Below are 23796 nucleotides of genomic sequence, written 5' to 3' on the forward strand. Positions count from 1 at the left end.
GAACCATGGCCCTGAACCGCCAGCAGCGGCGCGCGAACGCCAAAGGGAAACAGCAACAGAACACCCCGCAAATCCAGGCGGTCCTGAACGCCGCCCTCGCCCATCAGCAAAAGGGTGAATTTGCCGATTCCGAACGGATGATCCGGCGTGTCCTCGAGGCATCCCCGGGCAATCCGGACGCCCTGCATCTGCGCGGCGCGCTGGCTTATCAGACCGGTAACCTTCAACTTGCATTGGACAGTCTGTCCGCCGCGGCGGCGAAGGCCCCGAAAGCCGGTAATATTCTAGCCACATTGGCGCTTGCCCAAGACGCCGCCGGCCTGAAAGACGTTGCGGAACGCTCCTACCGCAAGGCACAGCGTCTGGAGCCGCGCAACGCGGAGATCCGCAACAATCTGGGCGCCCTGTTGAAGTCACAGGGCAAGGTGAGGGAGGCGGTTCGGCAATTCCGCGATGCGTTGAAGATTGATCCCAATTACACGCAGGCAGTGATCAATCTAGGCGGTACGCTGTTCCGGACCGGTGAAGCTGAAGAGGCCGAAGACCTGTTCAGACGCGCCCTGGCCCTGGAACCCGACAACCCGGATGTCGCGACCGACCTTGCCGTCATCCTGCAGCATAACAAAAAGATCGAAGAAGCGGAGGAACTCTTCACCGTCGCGCTGGCCGCGCAGCCCGACAATGTGCCGGCGCTGATCAATCTGTCCTCGCTGCATTTCCAGAATGGCAGTTTTGTCGAAGGCGAAGCCACCGCGCGCGAGGCGATCCGGCTGATGCCGGGGCACCACGCCGCCCACAACAATCTCGGGAACAATTTGCTCGGACAGCTCAAATACGCGGAGGCAGAGGAGGCTTTCCAGAAAGCACGCAGTCTGCTCCCCGACGGGTCGGAAGCAGCCGGCAACCTGGGACATCTGAAAATGCGCATAGGCGCGCCAGCAGAGGCAGAGGACTATTTCCGTGCGGCACTTACCGCGGCCAAGGACGGGGCACGTCACGATTTCGGCCTGTCGCTGGCGCTCTTCGCGCAAGCCGCGCAGAAGGACGGCGATTTGACTGAGGCATGGCGCCGATATGAGGCAGGTTTCGATTGCGGGGAGCGACGGCCGGACCGACGCAAAACGGCCAAGCCGTGGAATGGCGACCCCCTGTCGGGCAAGACCCTGTTGATCTGGCCCGAGCAGGGAGTCGGTGACGAAATCCGCTTCGCCGAGAGCCTTCCCGATTTTCTGGATGAGCTGGCGGCCGGCCCCTTGGCGGGTGGGAAGGCGGTCGTCGAATGTGACCCGCGTCTTGCCGATATCTTCGCCCGCACATTCGCGCAGCAAGACGGCGTACAAGTAGCCCCCGCCATGTCCACGGCAATCAGCGGCGTCGATTTTCAACTATCTCTCGGTCAGATATCCGCCAGAATGCGACCGACCATTGGGTCCTTTCCTAACCGTCCCGCCTTCCTGGCCGCGGATGACGGGCTACGGATGAAATGGCAAGAGCGCCTCGACCGGCTGGGCACGAAACCGAAAATCGGTATCGCCTGGCGTAGTGGGCTGTCGACGGCGCGGCGGGCCGAGACCCTGTCTCACCTGGATCAGTGGCACGATTTTCTGAGCGGCCTGCCGGCGGAATTCATCGCGCTGCAATACGGGGACATCGATGCCGAGGTGAGGGGCCTGGAACAGGATACCGGCATTTCGCTTCATCGTTGGGATGATATCGACTTGAGGGACGATATCGACGACCTCATGGCCCTGCTCTGCGGGCTGGACGCGATTGTCACGGCACCGACTTCATTGATGGATATGGCCGGCGCCGTCGGCGCGCGGGCCTTCACGATCGTGCCGAAGAACGAATGGGTACTGCTGGGAACGGACCGCCACCCATGGTATCCGTCCGTCCACGTCACGACCCGTACGGTTGAGGAGGACTGGCGTGCTCCTCTCAAATCGATCGGTGACAAATTGCGAGACTCGCTGCAAGTTTGAGCGTGTACGCAGGCAAAGAACCTTGAATTCTCAATTTGTTGCAGATTTGTGAAATTGCGCAAATCCGCTTATGAAAGCGTATGATTTCGAAGATCGATATCGGCAACTTGCTATTCCCGTCCAAGAGCGTGAAACAGGTTGCCGTCCTGCCGTTCGTGGTGATTGGGGAGGAAGCGAAACTGCTGCTTCTGACGTCGCGTCGCCGTGGCCGCTGGATACTGCCAAAGGGCTGGCCGGAAGATGACATTCCTCTCAACGCCACGGCAATGATGGAGGCGATGGAAGAGGCAGGGTTGGCCGGCAATGTATCGAACCGGGCGATCGGCGCTTATACATACAAGAAACGAATGAAGGGCGGTTACGACATCACTTCGCATGTCTCCGTCTACCCGATGCTGGTCACGCATCATTCGCTGGACTGGCGGGAGCGCGGGCAACGGAACTTCGGTTGGTTTTCACTGCAGGAAGCGCAGGAACTGCTGGACGACCAGGGCGCAGCGCGGCTGGTCGGCTCCATCGGTTCGAAAACGCTGGATCACCTGCTCGCGTATTTCGATACCGGCAACGAACGCGCGAACCGGGCACCGGCACCGTCGTTCGTCCGATCCCTGGCCAACATGGTTGGCTTGTAGGACAGGTAGGCCGTGTCCCGTTCTCCCCTGATGCCTTTTTCCTGGCATGGCAGCCGCAGTTGCCGACATGTCTGCTGAACCGGAACATCCCTCCAACCGGGGCAACGTCGAGTCCGGCCCACGGAAAGGCAGCCTGGACAAGGATCTCGAAAAGCTCACGCATATCGAGGCGGCTGCCAGGTCGTTGAATTCAGGCACGGCGCCGCCCGCTCTGGCATTTCTGTTCCTGGTTTTGTCGGGAACGCTGGCCCTGTTCTACACCGGCATCGGCACCAGCAATGTCCTGATTGTTACCGCCGCGGTGATCGGCGGTTACATGGCCTTGAATATCGGCGCCAACGACGTCGCCAACAACGTCGGTCCGGCGGTCGGTGCACGAGCCATTTCCCTGCCAAGCGCGCTTTTGATCGCCGCCGTCTTCGAGACCGCCGGCGCCATGCTTGCGGGCGGCGACGTCGTGTCGACGATTTCCACGGGAATCATCGACCCCGCCAAGGCGCCCCATGGCGACGCCTTCATATGGGCCATGATGTCGGCCCTGGCGGCATCCGCCCTTTGGGTAAACCTCGCCACCGTACTCGGCGCGCCTGTATCGACGACCCATACAGTCGTCGGAGGCGTCATCGGGGCGGGTATCGCCGCCGTCGGATTTGGATTGGTCAATTGGCCGACAATGGGTGCGATCGCCGCCAGCTGGGTAGTCTCCCCGATCCTTGGCGGCATGATCGCCGCACTAATCCTGGCCTTCATAGAACTCAATCTGATCTACGTCCCCGACAAGATCAAAGCGGCACGCAAATGGATACCGGTGCTGGTCGCCGTGATGGCGGGCGCTTTCGCCTATTACCTCGCGATCAAGGGTTTTCAACGGATCTGGAAACCGGACTTGTTATCGGTCTCTGTGCTGTCGGGCACGATCTTCGTTCTGACATGGGCCGTAATGAAACCGGTGGTTCGCCGACAATCCGAAGGTTTGGAAAACCGCAGCCAATCGCTCAAACGCCTGTTCCGGATTCCTCTGATCTGCGCGGCCGCCCTTTTGTCCTTTGCCCATGGCGCAAATGACGTGGCCAACGCGATCGGTCCCCTGGCGGCAATTCTGCACGCAACCCAGTTCGGCGACATTGACCGAACCGTGGAGATCCCCCTCTGGGTCATGCTGATCGGCGCTTTCGGGATCAGCCTGGGGCTGTTCTTGTACGGTCCACGCCTGATTCGAATGGTCGGCATTCGGATCACAAAAATGAACCCGATGCGGGCCTATTGCGTGGCGCTTTCCGCAGCCCTAACCGTCATCGTCGCTTCCTGGCTTGGATTGCCGGTCAGTTCAACGCATATCGCGATCGGCGCCGTCTTTGGTATCGGGTTCTTTCGCGAAGCCTTCACCGGAAGAAGCAGCAGAAGAAAAGCGCTCGTCCGCCGTTCCTACCCTGACGAGGACTATGTTTCCTCCGCCGAACAGAGGCGCCGGAAGCTGGTCCGCCGGTCCCATTTCCTGACCATCATCGCCGCCTGGATCGTCACGGTGCCCGCGACCGCCTTCATCGCGGCGATTCTGTATCTGACGATCCAATTGGCCCTGTAGATCAGCCGCCCGCCCGCGGCCTCACGTCCGGAACATGTCCAGGTTCAGGTCCAGCATCTCCCCCATCCAGATCGTATGGGCGGTGTGATCGATCAGATCGTCGCCGGTTTCCGGATGGATGAAAATGGTCAGGCCATTCCGGTTCAGCGACAGCCATGAAACCAATGGTCCGAACTGTTCCGGCGAAAAGGCGACCTGATAGCTCCAACGCGGATGCGGGCCGACCAGCTTTTCATGCCAGCGTCCCATTTTGATATCGAACCGCTCGGAGATCGCGGTCCGGAGCTTGTCGGCCTGAACCGCCTTCTCCGGATCGAAATAGACATGGGCATGCCACCCTTGAATATCGTTCGCGGACCTCGCCTCGATCCCCTGCTCTTCTGCAGACAAATCAGCAATTCCTTTCCATTTCATCGGTGTTCACCCGTCCAAAGCAACGTTACACTCCGCCCCCCGCTGAGGGAAACCGCCCACCCCAGCCGACATGGGTTTTTGGCGGAAAAGACACGAAATCTTCGCACAGGTGTTTGCAATGACTGTATACGGCAACGTTCTTCAGATGATCGGCAATACGCCGATGGTCGAAGTCACAAAGATCGATACCGGCCCCTGCCGGCTGTTCCTGAAACTGGAGAGCCAGAATCCGGGCGGATCGATCAAGGACCGTATCGCATTGTCGATGATCGAGGCGGCTGAGAAGGACGGTCGTTTGAAGCCCGGAGGCACGATCATTGAGGCCACTGCCGGGAATACCGGCTTGGGCCTGGCCCTCGTCGCGGCGCAAAAAGGCTACAAGCTGATCCTGATCATCCCCGATAAGATGAGCCTGGACAAAATCTATCACCTCAAGGCGCTCGGTACGCAGATCGTGATGACGCGGTCCGATGTCGGCAAGGGCCATCCCGAATACTATCAGGACATGGCCGAGCGGATGGCCTCGGAAATTCCCGGTTCCTTCTGGGTCAATCAATTCGCCAACCCGGCCAATCCGAAAGCCCATGTGGAAACCACAGGGCCCGAGATTTGGGAACAAATGGAACATGACGTGGATGCCGTCGTGGCGGGCGTCGGTTCCGGCGGCACGATCAGCGGATTGGGCCGTTATCTGAAATCCGTGCAGCCGAACCTGCGGATGGTGGTCGCCGATCCCGTCGGATCGATTGTCGGCCACGCGGTCGAGACGGGAGAAATATCGACCGATGTCGGTTCCTGGCTCGTGGAAGGGATCGGCGAGGATTTCATTCCGCCGAATTGCGATCTTTCGGTCATCGACGATGCCGTCTATGCCTCCGACAAGGAGGCCTTCGCCGCGGCCCGTGAATTGTTGGCCAAGGAAGGAATTCTCGGCGGCACATCGACCGGCACGCTTGTGGCCAGCGCATTGAAATGGTGCCGCGCGCAGACCGAGCCGAAGCGGGTCGTCACCCTGGTCTGCGACACAGGCAACAAATATCTGGCCAAGGCCTATAACGACGCCTGGCTGATCGACAACGGGTTGCTCGACCGCGAACAGCATCACGACCTGCGTGACCTGATCACCCGTCGGGCCGACAAGGGCGATGTGGTCAGCGTGCGTCCGGAAGAGACCTTGAACGTCGCCTATGGGCGCATGCGCATGTTCGACGTCTCCCAACTGCCGATCCTGAACGAAAAGGGCGAAATCCAGGGCCTTGTGGACGAATCCGACCTGCTGTTCGCGGTGCAGGAAGACCCAAGCCTGTTCAAACAGCCTGTCCAATCGATCATGACGGTAAATCTGGAGACGGTGGCGCCGAACACACCGCTGGAATCCCTGGTCCCGCTGTTCAAGCAGGACAAGGTCGCGCTTGTGGTCGGCGACGGCACCTTCTATGGACTGATCACGAAGATCGACTACATCAATGCCATGCGTCGACGCGCGTCCTGACGCAAGCCGACGGAAGCGGGCCGGCAAGGACCGGCCCGTTGCAGCATTCAGCAGAACAAGAGGACCCCGCCATGCAGCGCCCCCTTCCCCGCAATCGCCAGGGTCTGTCGACCCGCGCCATCCATGCCGGACAGGCGCCCGACCCGACAACTGGCGCGATCATGACACCGATTTACGCGACCTCGACATATGTCCAGGACAGTCCCGGCGTTCACAAAGGGTATGAGTATTCCCGCAGCCAGAACCCGACCCGCATGGCCTTTGAGCGCTGCGTCGCCGATTTGGAGAACGGGTCGAGCGGTTACGCCTTCGCCAGCGGATTGGCGGGTATGGGGACCATCCTCGAATGCCTGGACAGCGGCGCCCATGTGGTCGCCATGGACGATCTTTACGGCGGCAGCTATCGCCTGTTCGAGAATGTCCGAAAGCGCTCGTCGGGCCTGGACTTCACCTTCACCGACCTCAGCGATCCAGCCAATCTTGAGGCCGCAATCAAGCCGGAAACGAAAATGGTCTGGGTGGAATCGCCGACCAACCCGTTGCTGAAACTGGTCGATCTGGCGGCCATCGCCGGGATCGCGAAGAAACACGGGTTGATCGCGGTCTGCGACAATACCTTCGCGTCCCCCATGGTGCAGAACCCGCTGGACCACGGTTTCGATATCGTTGCGCATAGCGCGACCAAATACCTGAACGGCCATTCCGACATGGTCGGCGGCATCGTCGTGCTGGCTGAAAATGCCGAACTGGAACAGAAAATGGCCTATCTGCAGAACGCGGTCGGCAGCATTCTGGGCCCGTTCGACAGTTTCCTGGCCCTGCGCGGGTTGAAGACCCTGGGCATCCGGATGGAACGCCATTGCGAGAGCGCCCTTGCCGTCGCCCGCTTCCTGGAGGCTCATGACAAGGTCGAACGGGTGATCTATCCGGGACTGGAGAGCCATCCGCAGCATGAACTGGCGAAACGCCAGATGACCGGGGGATACGGCGGTATCGTGACAGCGGTGCTGAAGGGCGGCCTGGACGAGTCGCGCCGTTTCCTGGAACAGACGGAACTCTTCGCGCTGGCCGAAAGCCTTGGCGGGGTCGAGAGCCTGATCGAGCATCCGGCGATCATGACCCATGCGTCGATCCCGCCGGAAATACGCGCCGAGCTGGGAATCAGCGACAGTTTGGTCCGTCTATCCGTCGGTGTCGAAAACATCGAGGATCTGCTGGCCGAACTGGAAGCGGCGCTGGCCGCCGTCTGACGACCGCCGTCGCCGGCAAGACAGAGGCCCTCCCGCATTCGGGGGGGCCTTTTTTCTTCAGGCCGTCAGATCGGACTGATGCTTCGCGGCGGCGCGTACACGCGCGCGGTGGCCGAACAGGGCCAGGCCGGCGGACGTGAACATCGGTGCGATGATCGCGACCGTCCAGGCTTGCATCGACGTCAGGTGCTCGGCGCTGAGATACAGCACCGCGCAGAAGGTGATGTAATTGATCATCGTCAGCCGCGCCGATTGGATGGTAGCGGCCGCGAAGGTGGCTCCGAACAGCCGCGTCATCATCCACATGGTGGCGCAAATCGTTGTCGGGAACGCGAAGGCCATGCCCGCGATATAGGGGCCGACGATATTCGCGAGTGTCGCCGCCGTCGCCACGATCAAACCACCGACGATCGCCCGCCCCACCATGAAGTGGAACGGGAGCCGGGCGAATTTGGGCGCGCTGTGGAAATCGAATTGCCGCGAAAAGATGACCGCGACCACGGCCCCCGCTCCGGTCAGGATGAAGGCCCAGGTCAGGGTCAGATCGATTTGCGCGATGATCCAAGCGCCCACGGACCAGGATGCAATCCCCGCCAGCACCGGCAGGACGAAGCCGCCCCAGCGGCTGGCAACGTGGACATAGGCCGGGATGAACATGAAGACCGCCCCCGTACCGGCCAGGCTGGGCAGGGCGCCTGCGGCCATGAATTGCGGCTCCTCCGTCAAGGCTAGGAAGAAGTAACCCGGACCGGCATTCATCGGGAACGCCATGACGATACTGGCCATGAACGGACCCAGCCGCTCACCGACCTTGGAGACGAGCAGCAGGACGATGGCCGTCACGCCCGCTTTCCAGACAATCCCTCCGATGATCGGCAAGACGCTTTCCATTCAGTCAGTCCTTCCGATGCGGTGCTAGGTGGAACCAGATATAAGCTACGATTTGAATGACGAGGAACGATCCGAACGCTGCTTGGTAAGCTTCCGGTGCGTAGCCGCCCTGATCCGTCACCTCCCATTGATCGATGATCAGGCCGATACCGTACTGGGTCAGGAAGACCGACAGGAAGGTCATCAGGTTCAGCGCCGAATTGGCGCGTCCGGCGAGTTCGACCGGAAAATGGCGCGACATATGGGCATAGGTCAGATTACAGACATTGCCGATAAAGCCGAAAAGCAACCACGGCATAATCGATTGCGGCATGACTTCGAACACCACAAGGATCTGGGCGCCAAACAGGACCGGCAGAGCAAGGGCCAAAATCTGGACGGTGGTTATGTTCCATCGTCGCAGAAAATCCGCCACGGTTCCGGTTAGGAAAAAACCGGCCGTCATCGCCATGGTAAGGCCGAGCAATCCACCGGCAACCGCGCCGCGATCGAACCCGGCAACATCGCGCAGCCACGGTCCGGCCCATAGACTCTGAATTGCCATGCTGTTGGAAAGGCTCGCCGCGGCGACCGGCGCGATCCGCCAGAAAAGCGGATCGCGATACACTTGCCCCAATCCGCGCAACTGATCGGCGAGCGTCTGCACCGTTTCCGCCTTCGCCCGTTCGGGGACGATCGCAATGATCGAGCCGGAGGAGACCAAGGTAACCCCGGCTAGTACCAGGAAAACCCCGCGCCAGTCCAAGTACTGAAGCACGGCCTCGGTCGGCGCCGTCGCCGCGATCGCGCCGAGGCCGCCCATACCCAGGAAAAAGCCGTTCACCATGGCCCAGCGTTCCCGCGGGAACCACATCGTGATCGCCTTGAACGAGGCCATCAGCCCGCCCGCGAGGCCGAAACCGATCAAAGCACGCCCGACAAGCAACGGTTCGATGGATCGCCCAAAGGAGAATACGACGGCCCCGAGTGCCGCACTGAGCAACAATGCGGATTGCACGCGTCTTGGTCCGAACCGGTCCAGCAACAAGCCCAACGGTATTTGAAACGCCGCGAATGTCAGGAAAAAGGCTGAGGTCAGAAGCCCCAGGTCAGCCGCAGTCAGTCCTACTTCGGAAACGAGTTGCGGCGCAATGACGGCATTGATCGACCGAAACAGATAGGAAAGGAAGAAGGCGCCCGCAAATGGGACGAACACGGTCAGAACCGCGCGCGCTATCGTTACTTCCCCGACAGAATCGACTTTGCCGATCCGGCTCGGGGCCGATGCCTTGGACATTTCTTCCCACCAATACTTTTAAGGGTGCCATACCGCCTCTTTCACACACTCACAATCTTCTGACGGGAAATGCACAATTCCCACGACGGACCAGACCGAAAAATCGGCGAAAAACCTGGGGCCTCGGCATATTGCAATGATAACTTTTGCCATTCGCCCTCTTTTCATCCGGGAAAGGCCTGTTAGCTTTTTGCCTTCCAACGGACCTGCAAGCCGACGAACCGTCTCCGGCAACGATAAAGAACGAGAAAACGATGCCTTTTGATTTTGATGAGCTGATCGACCGCCACGGAACCCACTCAACGAAATGGGATGATATCGGCAGAGTCCTGCAGGATCCCGCGCCGGATACTATTCCGATGTGGGTGGCCGACATGGATTTCCGCTCGCCGCCTGCCGTCAACGAGGCGGGCAGTGCGCTGGCGGATCACGGCGTCCACGGCTATTTCGGGGATGACAGCGGCTACAAGAACGCCATGGCCGACTGGCTGGCACGGCGCCATGGATGGGCCGTCGATACGGATTGGATGACCCATACGCATGGCATCGTTTCCGCGCTGGCGCTGTCGATTCAGGCTTTTTCGGAACCGGGTGACGGTGTGGTTGTCTTTTCACCCGTCTATCACATGTTCGCCCATATGGTGCATGCCAACCAGCGCCGTTTGATCGAAAGTCCCCTGAAGCAGATTCAGGGCCGGTATGAGATGGATCTGGATGGGTTGAAGGGGCAGATCGACAAGGCCACGAAAATCGTTCTGCTCTGCTCGCCGCACAATCCGGGCGGCCGGGTGTGGTCCGCGGCGGAGTTGCGCGCCCTCGCCGATTTCTGCCTGGAAAACGATTTGATCCTGGTCTCGGACGAGATCCACCAGGATCTCGTCTTCGAGGGCGCCAAGCATCAGGTCACAGCCACGGTTGCACCGCAGATCATGGACCGATTGATTACCTGTGTCGCCGGAACGAAGACCTTCAACATCGCCGGCGCCCTGACCGGGACGACCCTGATCTCGAACCCGGAAATGCGGGAAGCCTTCCGCGCGCGAAAGATGGCCGCCGGTCTTCCCGCCAACAACCGGTTCGGCATGGTCGCCTGTGAATCCGCCTATCGTGAGGGCGGCCCCTGGCTGGATGCTCTGCTGCCTTATCTGCAGGGAAACCGCGACCGGTTCGATGCCTTTGTGGCGGAAAACCTGCCCGGCATACGGTCCATGCATCTGGAGGCGACCTACCTAGCATGGCTGGATTTCAGCGGTACCGGTTTGCCGCAACAGGAAATCTATGAGCGGATCGAACGCAAGGCGCGGATCGCGATCAACCGCGGCGACAAGTTCGGGACGGGAGGGGAGAATTGGGTCCGTTTCAACTTTGCCTGTCCGCGGGCCCGGCTGGATGAAGCACTCGACAGACTGGCCGAAGCCTTCGCATAGGATCGAGTTCTCATCCCGGCATTGACTTCACCAAAGCGGCGACCATCTCGATGGTATAATGGTACGTCAGCAGGAAATACCTGCGTCTTTAGTCAATTGCCAGGGAGGAACCGACAATGACGACGCTTTCGTTCAGCAGACGTTTCTTGATTGCAGCAGTGGCCGGCGCGACGCTGCTGGGCCATGCGGCATTCGCATCGGACAGCCACCGCACCGCGGCACCGGCCGGCGCGGAAGTATATTTCATACAGCCGCAGGCCGGCGAATCCCTCAGTAGTCCTGTCATCGTGAAATTCGGCCTGCGCGGCATGGGCGTCGCCCCGGCAGGCGTCGAAAAGGAAAAGACCGGCCACCACCACCTGTTGATCGACATCGATTTGGAGGATTACGATTCACCGATCCCGGCGGATGAAAATCATCGGCATTTCGGTGGCGGGCAGACCGAAACAAGTGTGGAACTGCCACCGGGCACGCATACGCTTCAACTACTGGTCGGCGATCACAATCACATTCCGCACCAAGCCCCTGTCCAATCGGAAAAGATCACTATCACGGTGAAATAAACAATCGACTTGGCCTTTGGAAACGAGTTACGGCCGCGGTGAGATCAAACACCGCGGCCGCCGCACGTTTAGGCGAGACTACTCAGCCGCCTGGCGGCCGAGCGCGGCCCCGAGATCGCGCTTGTGGAACGAACCATCTTTCATCACGACCAACAGACGGTCCTTGTCCTGCAGGATCTTCACATCCTTGGTTGGATCGCCGTCGACAAGCAGAAGGTCGGCCAGATAGCCTTCCCGAACCTGCCCCAATTCGTCGCCCATCATCATGATCTGGCCGCCCAGCTTGGTCGCCGTCGTCAGCGCTTCGGCCGGTGTGAAGTCAAGATGCTCAACGAAATATTCAAGATCCCGCGCGTTGGTGCCGATCGGGTTCCAAGCGAAACCGTAATCGCCGCCGGGCAGGATGCGGACACCGCGCTTTTTCAGTTCCTTCATCACCGGAATCGCCCTGTCCCATTCCTGCGGCAAGCCTAAGGATTCCGCGACCTCGTAGGTGATGCCCCAGTCGCCAGCCTCATGCATGGTCGTCCAGGTCACTCCGAGTGTCGGAGAGACGAAGACGCGGTCCTTCGCTTCCTCAAGCATGTCCATGGCTTCTTCGTCGCAAAGCGTCGCATGGTAGATGATCTCCACGCCATGCTTCACGCAAAGCTTCACTGACTCGGCGCTGCGGCAATGGCCTGCAACGCGCTTGTCCCGGGACCGAGCCACCTCGCAAACCGCGGCGATTTCGGCCTCGTTCATCACGGTCTGATGCGCCCGGGCAAAGGGCACGAACTCATCGCCCGACGGATTGATCTTCAGCGTGTCGACACCCTCGCGGCACATCTCGCGGGCGACCTGCCGGAATTGATCCGGTCCATCGCAAACGATGGCGAAGGTCTCACGATGCAAATGCTGCAGCCGGACATCCCCGAGACCGCCGGTGACGGTTAGTTCAGGCGACGCGGCAAGCATGCGCGGTCCCGGAAAGGTTCCGTCATTGATTGCATTGCGAACAACGACGTCCAGCCTGGGTTTGGCGGCAGCCGCGCTGTTCATGCTGGTGAAACCGGCATCCAGGAACTTCTTGGCGTTTTTCATCGCCAGTAGGGTGTGTTCCTCGGGTGGGACTTCTCCCAACGCTTCGAGATTCGCCGTGTCCAGAAAGGTAACATGCGCGTGGGATTCGATCAGGCCCGGCATCAAGATGCCGCCACCGCCGTCGATCACCTCCGCGCCCGGCGCGGCGATCGATTCACCGTCACGGGCGATCTGCTTTATCCGATTGTCGCGGACAAGGACCTCGCCGCTGAAAGGATCACCGCCTTCGCCGTCAAAGACGCGGACATTCGTAAACAATACGTCACCCATCGTTTCCTCCCCGGGTTTCAGCCTGTGACGTCAATCAAGGCTCATGGGCGGCACGCTTCTGTCATAGAATTTTTTGTCGCGTTACCGTCCTATTTCAACGCAAGAACATACATACCATCGTAAGTTATCATTTTTTCGTCGGGAATGCCGAATCCGTCAGCAGACTACATCCCCCAACGCAAAGCGGCTGTGTGCACGGGCGCATCCCATAGGCTCTTCATCTCGTCATCCAATACGGCCACCGTGAAGGAACACCCGGCCATATCGAGCGAGGTCACGTAATTCCCCACGAGAGACCGCGCGACGGTCAAACCGGCCTTTTCTGCCAAGGCACGCGCGGCATTGTACATCAGATAGAGTTCCATGGCGGGGCTCGCGCCGAAACCGTTTACCATCAACAGGATGTCGCCTTTCGCCTTGCCGCCCAAATCGCTGAGTATCGCGCCCATCATTTCTTCCGCGATCTCGCCGGCGGGGGCGAGTTTGACGCGGCGCCGTCCCGGTTCGCCATGAATGCCGACACCCATCTCCATTTCATCCTCACCAATGTCGAAGGTCGGCTTGCCCGCCGCGGGTACGGTACAACTGGTCAGCGCCACGCCCATCGACCGGGTCGAAGCATTGACTCTGTCGCCAAGCGCTTTCAAGGCTGCCAGATCCTGGCCCGCCTCGGCCGCCGCACCGACGATCTTTTCGACGATCAGCGTTCCGGCAACACCGCGCCGACCGGTCGTGAAGCTGGAATCCTCAACTGCGACATCGTCATTGGTAAGGACGGAGAGATTTTCCTTGTCGGTCATCTCAGCGCCCATCTCGAAGTTCATCACATCGCCTTCATAGTTCTTGACGATGAACAGGACGCCTGCGCCCGTATCCATGGCATCGGCAGCGGCCATCATCTGGTCAGGGGTCGGTGAGGTGAAGACCTCTCCCGGGCAGGCAGCATCCAGCATACCGTGCCCGACGAGGCCGCCATGGAGGGGTTCGTGTCCACTGCCGCCTCCGGAAATCAGCGCAACCTTGCCAGGCTTCAGGACCTTGCGCTTCACGAAGCCTTCGCCTTTTTCCACGATATCGGCATGTGCCGCACAGAAGCCTGCAAGGCTTTCATCCAGAACCGTATCCACACCATTGATGAGCTTCTTCATTTCACATCCCCATCCTGTTTGTATCCGCCGGCTCTCTCCGGCCTGTTCGTTTCCTATTCGATCCCGTCAGTTTTCGTCGTCGCCCCCGGCCGCTTGCGATTCCGACATCATGCGCGCCATACGCTTGACGACATCCTCAACGGCCCGATCAAACGCCTTGTTCGCGGCAGCGTCACCAAAGTCCGGAACGTCCAGCGACAGGCTGCGCAAACCCTTCGTTTCCAAGGCCTCGCCGTACCGACGCGGATGCGCTTCCCGATAGGCGTCGAGGAAGGCCGTGCGTTCTTCAGGGGCGAAATGACAGACCTCCAAAATTCGGTCCACATGCTCGGCGGGGATCGGCGTCGGGTAGGACGGGTTCGATATCTGCGAAACAAAGCTGCGGTTTTTTCCAATGGCCTGCGCCAAACGCTGACGCATGCCGGAAGGCCGTCGGTCCAGCGCATCCTTGAGGAGCTGCTTGTAGACAGCGACCGGATTTCCGGCGCCGGCTTGTGTTTCCTCGCTCACGCCGCATCCTCCCCATGCCGCGCGATGACGCCCTTCACGCGCGCCAGGGCCGTCGGCGCCATTGAGAGCGCATCGATGCCGCAATCGAGAAGCTTGGGAACATAGGCAGGGTCGCCCGCCATGTCGCCGCACACACTGACCTCCCGTCCCTTGGAGGCGCCGAAACCCGCGACATGGCGTATCAAGGAGAGAACCGCGGAAGCGTCCGGGCGCGCCAGATGATTCAGCGCCGGATTGTCCCGGCCGCACGCCGTGACGTACTGGACGAGATCGTTACTGCCGATCGAATAAAAGTCGCAGTCGAATTCCTCCACCGAGATCGCCGCGGAAGGCACCTCCACCATCATTCCCAGTTGATAGGAACCTATGGCTTTGCCCGCCGCCCGCAATTCGCTTGCCGCCTCATCGAGCATGTCCCGAACGGCCGCCATCTCCGACGGAGCGGTTACCATCGGCACCATGATCTTGACCGGTCCGTGAGCGGATGCACGCAGCATCGCCCGCAATTGCTGCTTGAAGAAGGGGGGATCCATCAGGGAAAGACGGATGCCACGCACGCCCAGGAACGGATTGCTCTCACCATCTATCGTGACACCTGCGATGGGTTTGTCACCGCCGGCATCCAGGGTTCGCAAGGTCACCGGCCGTCCATCGGCCCAATCCACGATCCTTCGGTAATCTTCGTATTGCTCGTCCTCAGTCGGCAGAGCGGCACCGTCTTCAAACAGAAACTCGGTCCGGACCAAACCGACCCCGTCGCAATGGGCGGGGTCCAGTGCCTCCAGGTCGGCGGGCTGTGCACAATTGATGTAGGTCTTCACCCTATTTCCCGCGGCGGTCAGCGCCGGCTTGTCGAGATAGACCCGGTCTCGCACAGCCTGTTCCCGTGCGCCTTTCCAGTCCTGTTCGAAACGGCGCCTGGTTTCGGCGCGTGGGGAGACGATCAGAACCCCATTCTCCGCATCCAGCAGCCCGTCCCCTGCGACGGGCGCGTCCGTTCCGTTCAGCCCCACGATCATCGGCACACCGCGGGCCCGCGCCAGTATCGCCACATGCGCCGTCGGACTGCCGCCATGTAGCGCGACCCCGCAGCCGGACCAATCCGTCGTCAGGAAACGCGTCGGGGAAAGGTCATTCGCGACCACGATGGTGCCGGGGCTGATTTCGGTTTCTCCGATACCGGCCAGGGCGCGCAACACCCTGTCGCGCATATCCACAAGATCGGTGGCGCGTTCCGCGAAGTAGGAATCGTCCGACGACCTATAATCCTCAACTGCGGCATTCATGCAATCACGCCAGCCTTCATGGGCGGACTTGCCGGCAGCGATCGCCGTCAGCGCCGGGCCGAACAATTCCTCATCCTCCAGCATCGCGATTTGGAATTCGACGATACCGGCCGCGTCGTCATCCTCCAAGCCGTCCAGAAGCAGGGTGAGGTCCTCACCCGCCCCGGCCAGGGCGGCTTTCAATTTCCCGGCCTCTTCCTCCGGGGTCCCGGTTGACGCGGTCGACTGCATATCGACTTCGGCCAGGACGTGTATCGGCCCGGCCGCATAACCGCGGGACGCAACATATCCCTTGATGTGCCGTTCACCGACCATCCCGATTCTTATCCTGCGGCCTTGGCCGAAACGTCTTCGAAATCCGCATTGACCAAATCAATCAAGGCGGCCACCGCATCAACGGCATCCTCGCCCTCTGCTTCGAAATACAAAGTGGAATGCTGTGGGATCTTTGCACCCATCACTTTGGCTACACTCTTGGCGTCGATCCAGGGGCCCTCCTCGGATGCGGAGAGCCGGATAGCAGCAGAGTATTTTTTGGCCAGCTTGGTCAGTTTCACGGAAGGACGGGCATGAAGCCCCACTTCATGGGTCAGCACCACATGTCCGGTTTGGCGGTCACTCATGGCTTGAGCCTTTCCTGATCATCGGTGACGCCGCCTGAAGCGACGCCGCATTACAACATTCGTTCCCGCCCTGAACGGCGACCTATCAAGCCGCCAAATACTCTTCAGCCGTCTGTTTAACATCCTGCAGGCTGGCCCCGCCGGATGCTTCCGCGGCGGCCATGACCGCCCCTTCCACAATCGGCGCATTACAAATCACGACCTTTGCCGCCTTCTCCGCCGGCAACATCTCGATCGCCATTTCGCTGTTGGTTTCCGCTCCCCCCAAGTCAACCAGTATTGCGACCCCCTTCTCCGACCACGCCTGGTCTATCGCTTCCAGGATCGCTTCGACATTGCTGCCGAGGCCGCCGTCGGGATCCCCGCCGCACCAGGCGACGGGAACCTCCTCTCCTGCCATCTGCCGCACCATATCCGCGGTTCCGCGCGCGACCTCGGGGGAGTGGGATACGATAACGATCCCGACACATGTAACATCAGACATACTCAACTGCCCTTCTCCAGAACGTCGCACACGGCGCCGATAATCAAACTGCTGGACCGCGCGCCCGGATCCATATGACCGATACTGCGTTCCCCCAGGAAGGAGGCCCGCCCCTTGGTCGCGAGCATGGGGATGGTCGCCTTTGCCGCGTCATCGGAAAGCTGCCGGATCGATGCAAGATCAGAATTGCCCGCGACCATGCTTTCATGGACCGGCACCAGAACGTCCAGCATCGTCTTTTGCCCAGCCTGCGACTTACCGCGCGCCATCACCGCCGTGATCGCCGCACCGAAGGCCGCCGTCACCGAGTCGCTGTCGAGATCCTTGCCGGCCAGTTCCTTTCCGATCGTCATCAACAAGGTTCCATATAGCGGGCCCGACGCGCCGCCGACCTTCATCACCAAAGTCGTTCCGGCCGCCTTGATGGCATCCGGCAGGGGTTTCGCCGACAGCTCTTCGACCTTCGACAAGACCTCCTGGAAACCGCGTTTCATATTGGCGCCGTGGTCACCGTCACCGATCGCCTGATCCAGATCGGTCAGTTCATCCGCATGATCGATGACGCAGGTCGCCACCGCCTCGATCAACGCTGTCATCAATGCCTGGGTATCGGACATCCTGCTTTCCTAACGATTGGCGGCGACGATACGCCGGCCGCCCTTGTCGAAATAAAGGGGATTCTTCAGTTCCACGCCAACCTGCTCACCCACCTTGAGGTCGGATATCGGATCGACCAGGGTGACTAGCCGATGGTCCTGCAGGCTGATGTGCAGGTGGTTCTGATCGCCCAAATGCTCGATCCACTCCACCTTCCCTTTCGGGCCCGATGTCAAAGCCCTGTCGATCAGCAAGTGCTCGGTCCGCGCGCCGATCGTATGCACTTCGTCCGGCATCGCCGCATGTGCGAATACCTGCCGCGGCAGAAGGTTGATCGACGGGCTTCCCAGTTTTGCCGCAACATAAACGTCCTTCGGCGCCTCATAGATTTCCCGCGGCGTGCCGATCTGCACCAATTCGCCGTCATGGATGACGCCGATCCGGTCGGCCATGGTCATGGCTTCGATCTGATCATGCGTGACATAAAGGATCGTCGCGCCCAACTCGCGCTGTATTCGCTTCAATTCCAGGCGCAATTCGGCGCGCAGTTTTGCGTCAAGCGACGAAAGCGGTTCGTCCATCAAATAGATGGCCGGACGCCTCACCAGGGCACGACCAATGGCGACGCGTTGCATCTCACCGCCTGACAGCTGGGTCGCCTTGTTGGACAGTTTGTGGTCGATGTGGAGCATACGCGCGACGTCCGTCACGCGGGCCTCCACCTCATCCGGCGGCAGTTTTCGCGCCGGAGAGCGCAGGGGAAACGCCATGTTGTCGTAGACGCTCATATGCGGATAGAGCGAATACTGCTGGAATACGAACGTGACGTCCCGGGCCGAGGGCGGTTCCCCGGTCATGTCGACCCCGTCGATCAGAACCTTTCCTTGATCCGCCTTTTCCAACCCGGCGACCAGACGCAGGGTCGTCGTCTTCCCCGCCCCCGTCGGGCCGAGCAGTACCACGAATTCGCCATTCGCGATGTCGAGGGACAGATTGGAAACGGCCGTCAGTTCGCCGAACTTTTTGGTCACGCCGGAGATCGAGATATCAGCCATGGGCCCCCTCCCTCCGGTTTTGACCCGATCGATCGGGCGTCAGGTACAGATCGCTTTTCAAGGCACGACCCTTTTCACCCTCGAAAACGACCAGCCGCTCGGACCGCAATTCCAGGCCGACCGTTTCGCCCACCGCGACGTGATTGTCCGACGGCACGCGTGCCTTGATCGTGCCGTGATGGGTCTGGATGGTCAGAACCTGGGTCGTGCCGAGATATTCCATGCCGAAGATTTCGCCCCGGAAATCCGATGCGTCGGACAGGGTGACATGTTCGGGCCTTACACCGAGGACCAGTTCGCCATTGGCGCGGCCTTCCCGCAGCGTCGGCACCGGGATCCGTGATCCGTTCATCGGCACGCTGTTCTGGCCCGGCTCCACCGCACCTTCGAAATGCAACATGCTCATCGAAGGGCTACCGATGAAATCCGCGACGAACATGGTTGCCGGCCGGTCATAGATTTCCTGCGGCGTCGCCAGTTGTTCGATCACGCCATGGTTCATGACCATGATCCGGTCGGCCATAGACATCGCTTCCAACTGGTCATGCGTGACGTAAAGCGTGGTGGCACCCATCCGGTTGTGCAGGCCGCGCAGTTCCTCGGTCATCAACTCGCGGAATTCCGCATCCAACGCGCCCAATGGTTCGTCCATCAGGAATGCCTTCGGACGGCGGACGATGGCGCGACCCAGCGCGACACGCTGGCGGTCGCCGCCGGCAAGGCGGGAGACGGGCTGGTCGAGAAGATGATCAATCCTCAGCAGCGAGGCGGTTTCTTCGACCCGCGATTTGATTTCGGCCCTCGGCGTTCCCTGACAGCGCAGCGGGAAGGAAATGTTCTGCCGCACATTCATATGCGGGTAGAGCGCGAAGAGCTGGAACATGAAAGCTATGTCCCGCTGGGAGGCCCGCTTGAAAGTGACGTCCTCCCCATCCAGCAGGATCTCACCTTCGGTCGGCAATTCCAGCCCCGCGATCATCCGCAGGGTCGTTGTCTTGCCGCAACCGGACGGTCCCAACATCACGAAGAATTCCCCGTCATGGATGGTGAAGCTGGATTCCCGCACGGCGATGAATTCGCCGAACACCTTTCTGAGTTTTCTGACTTCGATTTCCGCCATGTCCTCTACTCCGGAAAATGGCTGACGATGATGAACCCGACGGTCCCGACCAGGATCACACCGAAGGAATAGGTGTAGAGCTCTATGGCGAAGGGCTGCATCAGCATGATCACGCCAAGGGCGATCAACGCGGTCGCGGTGTTTTCCCACGGGGCTCGGCGGAAAATGCGCCGAAGCAGCGATTTCGGCTTTTCAACCTTGATGTCCGTTTCCATCGTCATTTCCGAACCGCCCCGAATGTGATGCCGCGCAGCAGGTGTTTCCGCAGCAGCACGGTGAAGACCAAGATGGGCACCAGGAAAATCGTCGTTCCCGCGCCGACCGCCGGCCAGTCCATGCCGCCCTCCCCGATGATGGTCGGGATGAAAGGCGGCGCCGTCTGGGCCGTGCCCGAGGTAAGCAGCACCGCGAAGGCGTATTCATTCCACGCAAAGATCAGACAGAAGATCGCCGTCGCCGCGATGCCGGTGGAGGCCTGCGGCAGCACCACCTTCCAGAAGGCCTGCAGGCGAGTATAGCCGTCGATCAGCGCCGCCTCCTCGTATTCACGCGGGATCTCGTCGATGAATCCCTTCAGCAGCCAGACCGACAGCGACACATTGACCGCCGTATAGAGCAGGATCATGCCGAGTTTTGTGTCGGACAGCCCCAGTTCCCGATACATCAGGTAGATGGGGATGGCGACGGCGATCGGCGGCATCATGCGGGTCGACAGGATGAAGAACAGCAGATCGTTGGCCAGCGGCACCTTGAAACGGGAAAACGCATAAGCCGTGATCGTGCCCAGGAAGACCGCGCAGAAAGTCGACCCGAATGCAATGATCAACGAGTTGATAAAGCGCGGCACATAGTTCGACGGCCCCGCAATCACCATGTTGCGGTTAAGAGTAATCTCCTCGCACAGGGTTTCCGGCTCTCCCAGGGAGTCGATGTATTCCTGGGTCTGGCGGGTGCGCGTCGTGAACAGATTGCAGTATCCTTCAGCGCTCGGCTCATAAACGATCTTGGGCGGATAGCTGATCGAGTCCGGCGGCGATTTGGTTCCCGTCGCGAAAATCCAGAACAACGGGATCATCGTGACGATGGCATAGGCGACCACCAATACCGCAGCCACGCGCTTGGCGTTGCTTGTGGGTTCGACGACGGAATGCGCGGTGTTCATGCTCATCGCTCCTTCACCCTGTTCAACGCTTTCACATAGATGTTCGCCAAGCCGAAGACGGCAACGAAGAGGATAATTGCAAACGCGGAGGAATAACCCGTCCTCCATGCCTCGAACGCCTCGCGCTTGAGAGTGATCGACGCGACCTCGGTGATCGAACCCGGCCCGCCCCCGGTCAGCAGTATGACCATGTCGAACATCTTGAAATTCTCGATCCCCCGAAACAGCACCGCCAGCATGATGAAGGGCAGCGCCATGGGCAGCGTGATCGACCAGAACCGGCGCCAGGGCCCGGCACGGTCGACCTCGGCCGCCTCGTAGATATAGTCGGGAATCGACCGCAAGCCGGCGAGACAGATCAGCATCACATAAGGCGTCCACATCCAGGTATCGACGATAACGATCGCCCAGGGCGCCAGGTCGACATCCCCCAACATCTGGAACGAGGATGGATCACCGCCGGTAAAGAAGGTCACGATGTAATTGAACAGACCGATCTGGGGTTGATACAGAAAGCGCCAGAAATTACCCACGACCGCCGGCGACAGCATCATCGGGATCAGGATCACGGTGGTCCAGAAAGCATGTCCACGAAATTTTCGGTCAATCAGGTAGGCAAGGGCGAAGCCGATCACGGTCTGCAGCACGATCGTCCAGATCACGAAATGGGCCGTCGTCTGCATCGACAACCAGATATCCTCGTCCGTCAGGATCCGCTCATAGTTGCGCAGACCGACATCCTTGATCTCCGCATTCGGGCGGTTGGCCCGGTAATTCGTAAACGAGAGCTGAATGGTCCAGATCAGCGGGAAGATGTTGATCGCCAACAGCAGCAGGATCGTCGGGCTGACGAACAGCCAAGCCACTGCCCTGTCCGACAGGCCGCGGATGCGCCGGGCAACCCCTTCGGGCGTGGCTTTGGCGGCACGGTCGGCGCTGCGATCGAGTATGTTTTCCACTGAATTCGTCACGGAAACAAACCTATCGTTTCATGCCTTGGGCGGCGTATTGCCGATCGGCACGGTGCGTACAAAAAACCAGGGATCGGGCCGGGTCGGCTTCCCCGCTCCGGGCGGGAAATTTGGTACAGGGAAGCCGTACCGCGGCGCGACAAGCGAGGTGATCTTAGAGTTTACCTTCGTCCTCGAAGACCTCGGTCCAATCCCGGATCAGCTTGTCGAGTGCCTCCTTCGCGGTGCCCTGATCGGCGACCACATAGTCATGCAGGCGTTTCTGCATGGCCTGTAGAAGCTGCGCATAAGCCGGTTCCTGCCAGAAATCCTGCACGCCGCCCATGGCCTCCAGGAAGTCCGCCGCGAACGGCTGTGACGACTTGAAGGACGGGTCGTTCAGGACCGCGTTGTGGCAGGAATAACCGCCCAGCGACCACCATTTCTTCTGCACATCGGCTTGGGCGAACCATTTCACGTATTCAAGCGCACCTTCCATATTGTCCGTATTCGCGACAACCGAGATGCCCTGTCCGCCGAGTGTGGAAGCCGCGACCTTCTGAGCCGGATTCACGAAGAAGCCGATCTTGTCGCCGCCCACATTCTCATCCTTGTACATGCCGGGCCAGAAGGCGAACCAGTTCATCATCATCGCCACCTGACCGGATTTGAACGCGTCCAATCCCTCGCCCATATAGCTGTCCGTATAGCCGGGAGGTGTGCAGCACTCGTAGATGGCCTTGTACATCTCAAGCCCCGCGACCGCGTCGGCTGAGTTCACCGCCCCTTCCATATCGTATTTGCCGGGTGTGTTCTCGTATTTGAAGCCGTAGGAATAGAGCGCTGAACTGGCCCCCATGGTGATGCCTTCGGACGCACGTTCGGTGAAGATCGCCGCGCCATAGACCTTTTTCCCATCGATTTCGCGTTCCTGGAAGAACTCGGCAACCTGCTTGAATTCATCCCAGGTCTTCGGCGGCGCCAGGTCGCGGCCGTGCTTGCTCTTGAACTCGGCCTGCAATTCCGGCTTGGCGAACCAGTCCTTGCGGTAGACCCAGCCATTCGCGTCACCCATTGCGGGCAGAGCCCAGTAATTGGGCGTTCCCTTCGGCCAGGTCGAATAGGCATAGACGGTCGCCGGGGCGAAATCGTCCATGCTGATGCCTTCCTTGTCGAAGAAATCGTTCAGCTTCACGTAATAACCGTTCTCCGCCGAACCGCCGATCCATTGGCTGTCGCCGATCAACAGATCGCAGAGCTTGCCGCCCGAATTCAATTCGTTGAGCATCCGGTCGGCGAAGTTCGGCCACGGCACGAACTCGAAATTCATCTTGATACCGGACGACGCCTCGAAATCCTTTGACAGTTCAACAAGCGCATTCGCCGGGTCCCAGGCGGCCCAGCACAAGGTCAATTCACCATCCGCCGCCTGGGCGTTTCCGCCGGCGGTGAGACCGGCCGCCAATGCGACGGCCCCCACAACTGATGCAAATGATTTCCGCATTTTTTCCTCCTTGAACCTCTTCGGCGGTTTCGTCCGCCCGAAGCATCGTCCGGTTCGCCTCCGGCTCTTTTGCCCAGCTCGATGGGCCGGGTTCCCCCTTATCCATTTTGCGGGAACCGTTCCGCCGGCATTTCCCGGTCTTGCACGGAATTCCGGATTACGGCTCCCAAGCCGCCATCGCTTCCGGCGGCCGAACCCAATGTTTAGTGAACTGGGTTTAGTGAACGATTTCACTAAACAATTTCAGAGTCAATATGTTTTCTTTATTGGCATTAATAGGTAATTAAATATCGCAATGCGGTATAATTGTAGTCTTATTGGTGCAATGCACCAAATTCGGCTAAATCTGTTGTTTAGTGATTTGTTTCCAGATGTTTAGCGATCCGTAGACCGCACAGGCCGGACGGCACGCACGGTTCGCGCGCGTTGGTCGCGAAACAAGTCCACGACGTCAGGTCACGACAAACTCGCGACCGGAGACAAAGAAAATTC

General features: G+C 60.0%; 23 protein-coding genes. 7 read left to right on the forward strand and 16 right to left on the reverse strand.

Annotated features, from left to right (window positions below; all coding sequences use genetic code 11):
* The first annotated feature begins 5 nt into the window (after positions 1 to 5).
* From ACQK2G_RS17645 to ACQK2G_RS17655, 3 genes are all read left to right on the forward strand, one after another.
* A complete protein-coding gene (locus ACQK2G_RS17645; protein WP_425406351.1) occupies positions 6 to 1982 on the forward strand; it encodes a tetratricopeptide repeat protein in 1977 nt (658 codons plus the stop codon).
* An 80-nt stretch (positions 1983 to 2062) separates the two neighbouring features.
* Positions 2063 to 2614: an NUDIX hydrolase gene (locus ACQK2G_RS17650; protein WP_425406352.1), complete on the forward strand. Its 552-nt coding sequence runs from the start codon at positions 2063 to 2065 to the stop codon at positions 2612 to 2614.
* 67 nt (positions 2615 to 2681) lie between these two features.
* Complete coding sequence (locus tag ACQK2G_RS17655) at positions 2682 to 4199, forward strand: inorganic phosphate transporter (protein ID WP_425406353.1); 1518 nt, start codon at positions 2682 to 2684, stop codon at positions 4197 to 4199.
* A 21-nt stretch (positions 4200 to 4220) separates the two neighbouring features.
* Here the strand turns inward: ACQK2G_RS17655 and ACQK2G_RS17660 are convergent, their stop codons facing one another.
* A complete protein-coding gene (locus ACQK2G_RS17660; protein WP_425406354.1) occupies positions 4221 to 4589 on the reverse strand; it encodes a DOPA 4,5-dioxygenase family protein in 369 nt (122 codons plus the stop codon).
* A gap of 142 nt (positions 4590 to 4731) precedes the next feature.
* Between ACQK2G_RS17660 and ACQK2G_RS17665 the strand changes: the two genes are divergently transcribed.
* Positions 4732 to 6105: a pyridoxal-phosphate dependent enzyme gene (locus ACQK2G_RS17665; RefSeq protein WP_425406355.1), complete on the forward strand. Its 1374-nt coding sequence runs from the start codon at positions 4732 to 4734 to the stop codon at positions 6103 to 6105.
* Between the two features lie 71 nt (positions 6106 to 6176).
* Positions 6177 to 7355 (forward strand): trans-sulfuration enzyme family protein, encoded by a 1179-nt coding sequence (locus ACQK2G_RS17670; protein WP_425406356.1) that lies wholly within the window; start codon positions 6177 to 6179, stop codon positions 7353 to 7355.
* A gap of 57 nt (positions 7356 to 7412) precedes the next feature.
* Here the strand turns inward: ACQK2G_RS17670 and ACQK2G_RS17675 are convergent, their stop codons facing one another.
* Together ACQK2G_RS17675 and ACQK2G_RS17680 are read right to left on the reverse strand one after the other, a co-directional pair.
* Positions 7413 to 8246: a hypothetical protein gene (locus ACQK2G_RS17675; RefSeq protein WP_425406357.1), complete on the reverse strand. Its 834-nt coding sequence runs from the start codon at positions 8244 to 8246 to the stop codon at positions 7413 to 7415.
* 4 nt (positions 8247 to 8250) lie between these two features.
* Entirely contained in the window at positions 8251 to 9522 is a 1272-nt protein-coding gene (locus tag ACQK2G_RS17680; RefSeq protein ID WP_425406358.1) for an MFS transporter, read from the reverse strand.
* A gap of 254 nt (positions 9523 to 9776) precedes the next feature.
* Here ACQK2G_RS17680 and ACQK2G_RS17685 point away from each other — a divergent pair, with 254 nt between their 5' ends.
* Both ACQK2G_RS17685 and ACQK2G_RS17690 read left to right on the forward strand, forming a co-directional pair.
* The gene (locus ACQK2G_RS17685; RefSeq protein ID WP_425406359.1) at positions 9777 to 10949 is read left to right on the forward strand and encodes a MalY/PatB family protein; all 1173 of its coding nucleotides are present in this window, start codon (positions 9777 to 9779) and stop codon (positions 10947 to 10949) included.
* A 116-nt stretch (positions 10950 to 11065) separates the two neighbouring features.
* Positions 11066 to 11512 (forward strand): DUF4399 domain-containing protein, encoded by a 447-nt coding sequence (locus ACQK2G_RS17690; RefSeq protein ID WP_425406360.1) that lies wholly within the window; start codon positions 11066 to 11068, stop codon positions 11510 to 11512.
* Between the two features lie 78 nt (positions 11513 to 11590).
* Here the strand turns inward: ACQK2G_RS17690 and ACQK2G_RS17695 are convergent, their stop codons facing one another.
* The 13 genes from ACQK2G_RS17695 to ACQK2G_RS17755 all read right to left on the reverse strand — a co-directional run bounded on the left by ACQK2G_RS17695 (position 11591) and on the right by ACQK2G_RS17755 (position 23304).
* Positions 11591 to 12865 (reverse strand): amidohydrolase family protein, encoded by a 1275-nt coding sequence (locus ACQK2G_RS17695; protein ID WP_425406361.1) that lies wholly within the window; start codon positions 12863 to 12865, stop codon positions 11591 to 11593.
* A gap of 164 nt (positions 12866 to 13029) precedes the next feature.
* On the reverse strand, positions 13030 to 14013 hold the full coding sequence (dhaK, locus tag ACQK2G_RS17700; RefSeq protein WP_425406362.1) for a dihydroxyacetone kinase subunit DhaK: 984 nt from the start codon (positions 14011 to 14013) through the stop codon (positions 13030 to 13032).
* Between the two features lie 66 nt (positions 14014 to 14079).
* Positions 14080 to 14523: a hypothetical protein gene (locus ACQK2G_RS17705; protein ID WP_425406363.1), complete on the reverse strand. Its 444-nt coding sequence runs from the start codon at positions 14521 to 14523 to the stop codon at positions 14080 to 14082.
* Complete coding sequence (gene ptsP, locus ACQK2G_RS17710; protein WP_425406364.1) at positions 14520 to 16124, reverse strand: phosphoenolpyruvate--protein phosphotransferase; 1605 nt, start codon at positions 16122 to 16124, stop codon at positions 14520 to 14522. The genes ACQK2G_RS17705 and ptsP overlap by 4 nt, the downstream gene beginning before the upstream one ends.
* Positions 16125 to 16132: 8 nt before the next feature.
* Entirely contained in the window at positions 16133 to 16432 is a 300-nt protein-coding gene (locus ACQK2G_RS17715) for an HPr family phosphocarrier protein (protein WP_425406365.1), read from the reverse strand.
* Between the two features lie 85 nt (positions 16433 to 16517).
* A complete protein-coding gene (dhaM, locus tag ACQK2G_RS17720) occupies positions 16518 to 16916 on the reverse strand; it encodes a dihydroxyacetone kinase phosphoryl donor subunit DhaM (RefSeq protein WP_425406366.1) in 399 nt (132 codons plus the stop codon).
* A 2-nt stretch (positions 16917 to 16918) separates the two neighbouring features.
* Positions 16919 to 17533: a dihydroxyacetone kinase subunit DhaL gene (gene dhaL / locus ACQK2G_RS17725; protein ID WP_425406367.1), complete on the reverse strand. Its 615-nt coding sequence runs from the start codon at positions 17531 to 17533 to the stop codon at positions 16919 to 16921.
* Between the two features lie 9 nt (positions 17534 to 17542).
* On the reverse strand, positions 17543 to 18568 hold the full coding sequence (locus tag ACQK2G_RS17730; protein ID WP_425406368.1) for an ABC transporter ATP-binding protein: 1026 nt from the start codon (positions 18566 to 18568) through the stop codon (positions 17543 to 17545).
* Positions 18561 to 19688, reverse strand: a complete 1128-nt coding sequence (locus ACQK2G_RS17735) for an ABC transporter ATP-binding protein (RefSeq protein WP_425406369.1) — start codon at positions 19686 to 19688, stop codon at positions 18561 to 18563. The genes ACQK2G_RS17730 and ACQK2G_RS17735 overlap by 8 nt, the downstream gene beginning before the upstream one ends.
* Positions 19689 to 19693: 5 nt before the next feature.
* Positions 19694 to 19909 carry a hypothetical protein gene (locus ACQK2G_RS17740; protein WP_425406370.1) on the reverse strand — a complete coding sequence of 72 codons (216 nt, stop codon included), beginning with the start codon at positions 19907 to 19909 and terminating at the stop codon, positions 19694 to 19696.
* Entirely contained in the window at positions 19906 to 20856 is a 951-nt protein-coding gene (locus ACQK2G_RS17745) for a carbohydrate ABC transporter permease (protein ID WP_425406371.1), read from the reverse strand. The genes ACQK2G_RS17740 and ACQK2G_RS17745 overlap by 4 nt, the downstream gene beginning before the upstream one ends.
* Entirely contained in the window at positions 20853 to 21821 is a 969-nt protein-coding gene (locus ACQK2G_RS17750; protein WP_425406372.1) for a carbohydrate ABC transporter permease, read from the reverse strand. Before ACQK2G_RS17750 ends, ACQK2G_RS17745 begins: the two co-directional genes overlap by 4 nt.
* Before the next feature lie 154 nt (positions 21822 to 21975).
* Positions 21976 to 23304 carry an ABC transporter substrate-binding protein gene (locus ACQK2G_RS17755; RefSeq protein ID WP_425406373.1) on the reverse strand — a complete coding sequence of 443 codons (1329 nt, stop codon included), beginning with the start codon at positions 23302 to 23304 and terminating at the stop codon, positions 21976 to 21978.
* Between the last annotated feature and the right edge of the window lie 492 nt (positions 23305 to 23796).

Source organism: Hwanghaeella sp., assembly GCF_965227365.1.
GTDB lineage: Bacteria > Pseudomonadota > Alphaproteobacteria > UBA8366 > Aestuariispiraceae > Hwanghaeella.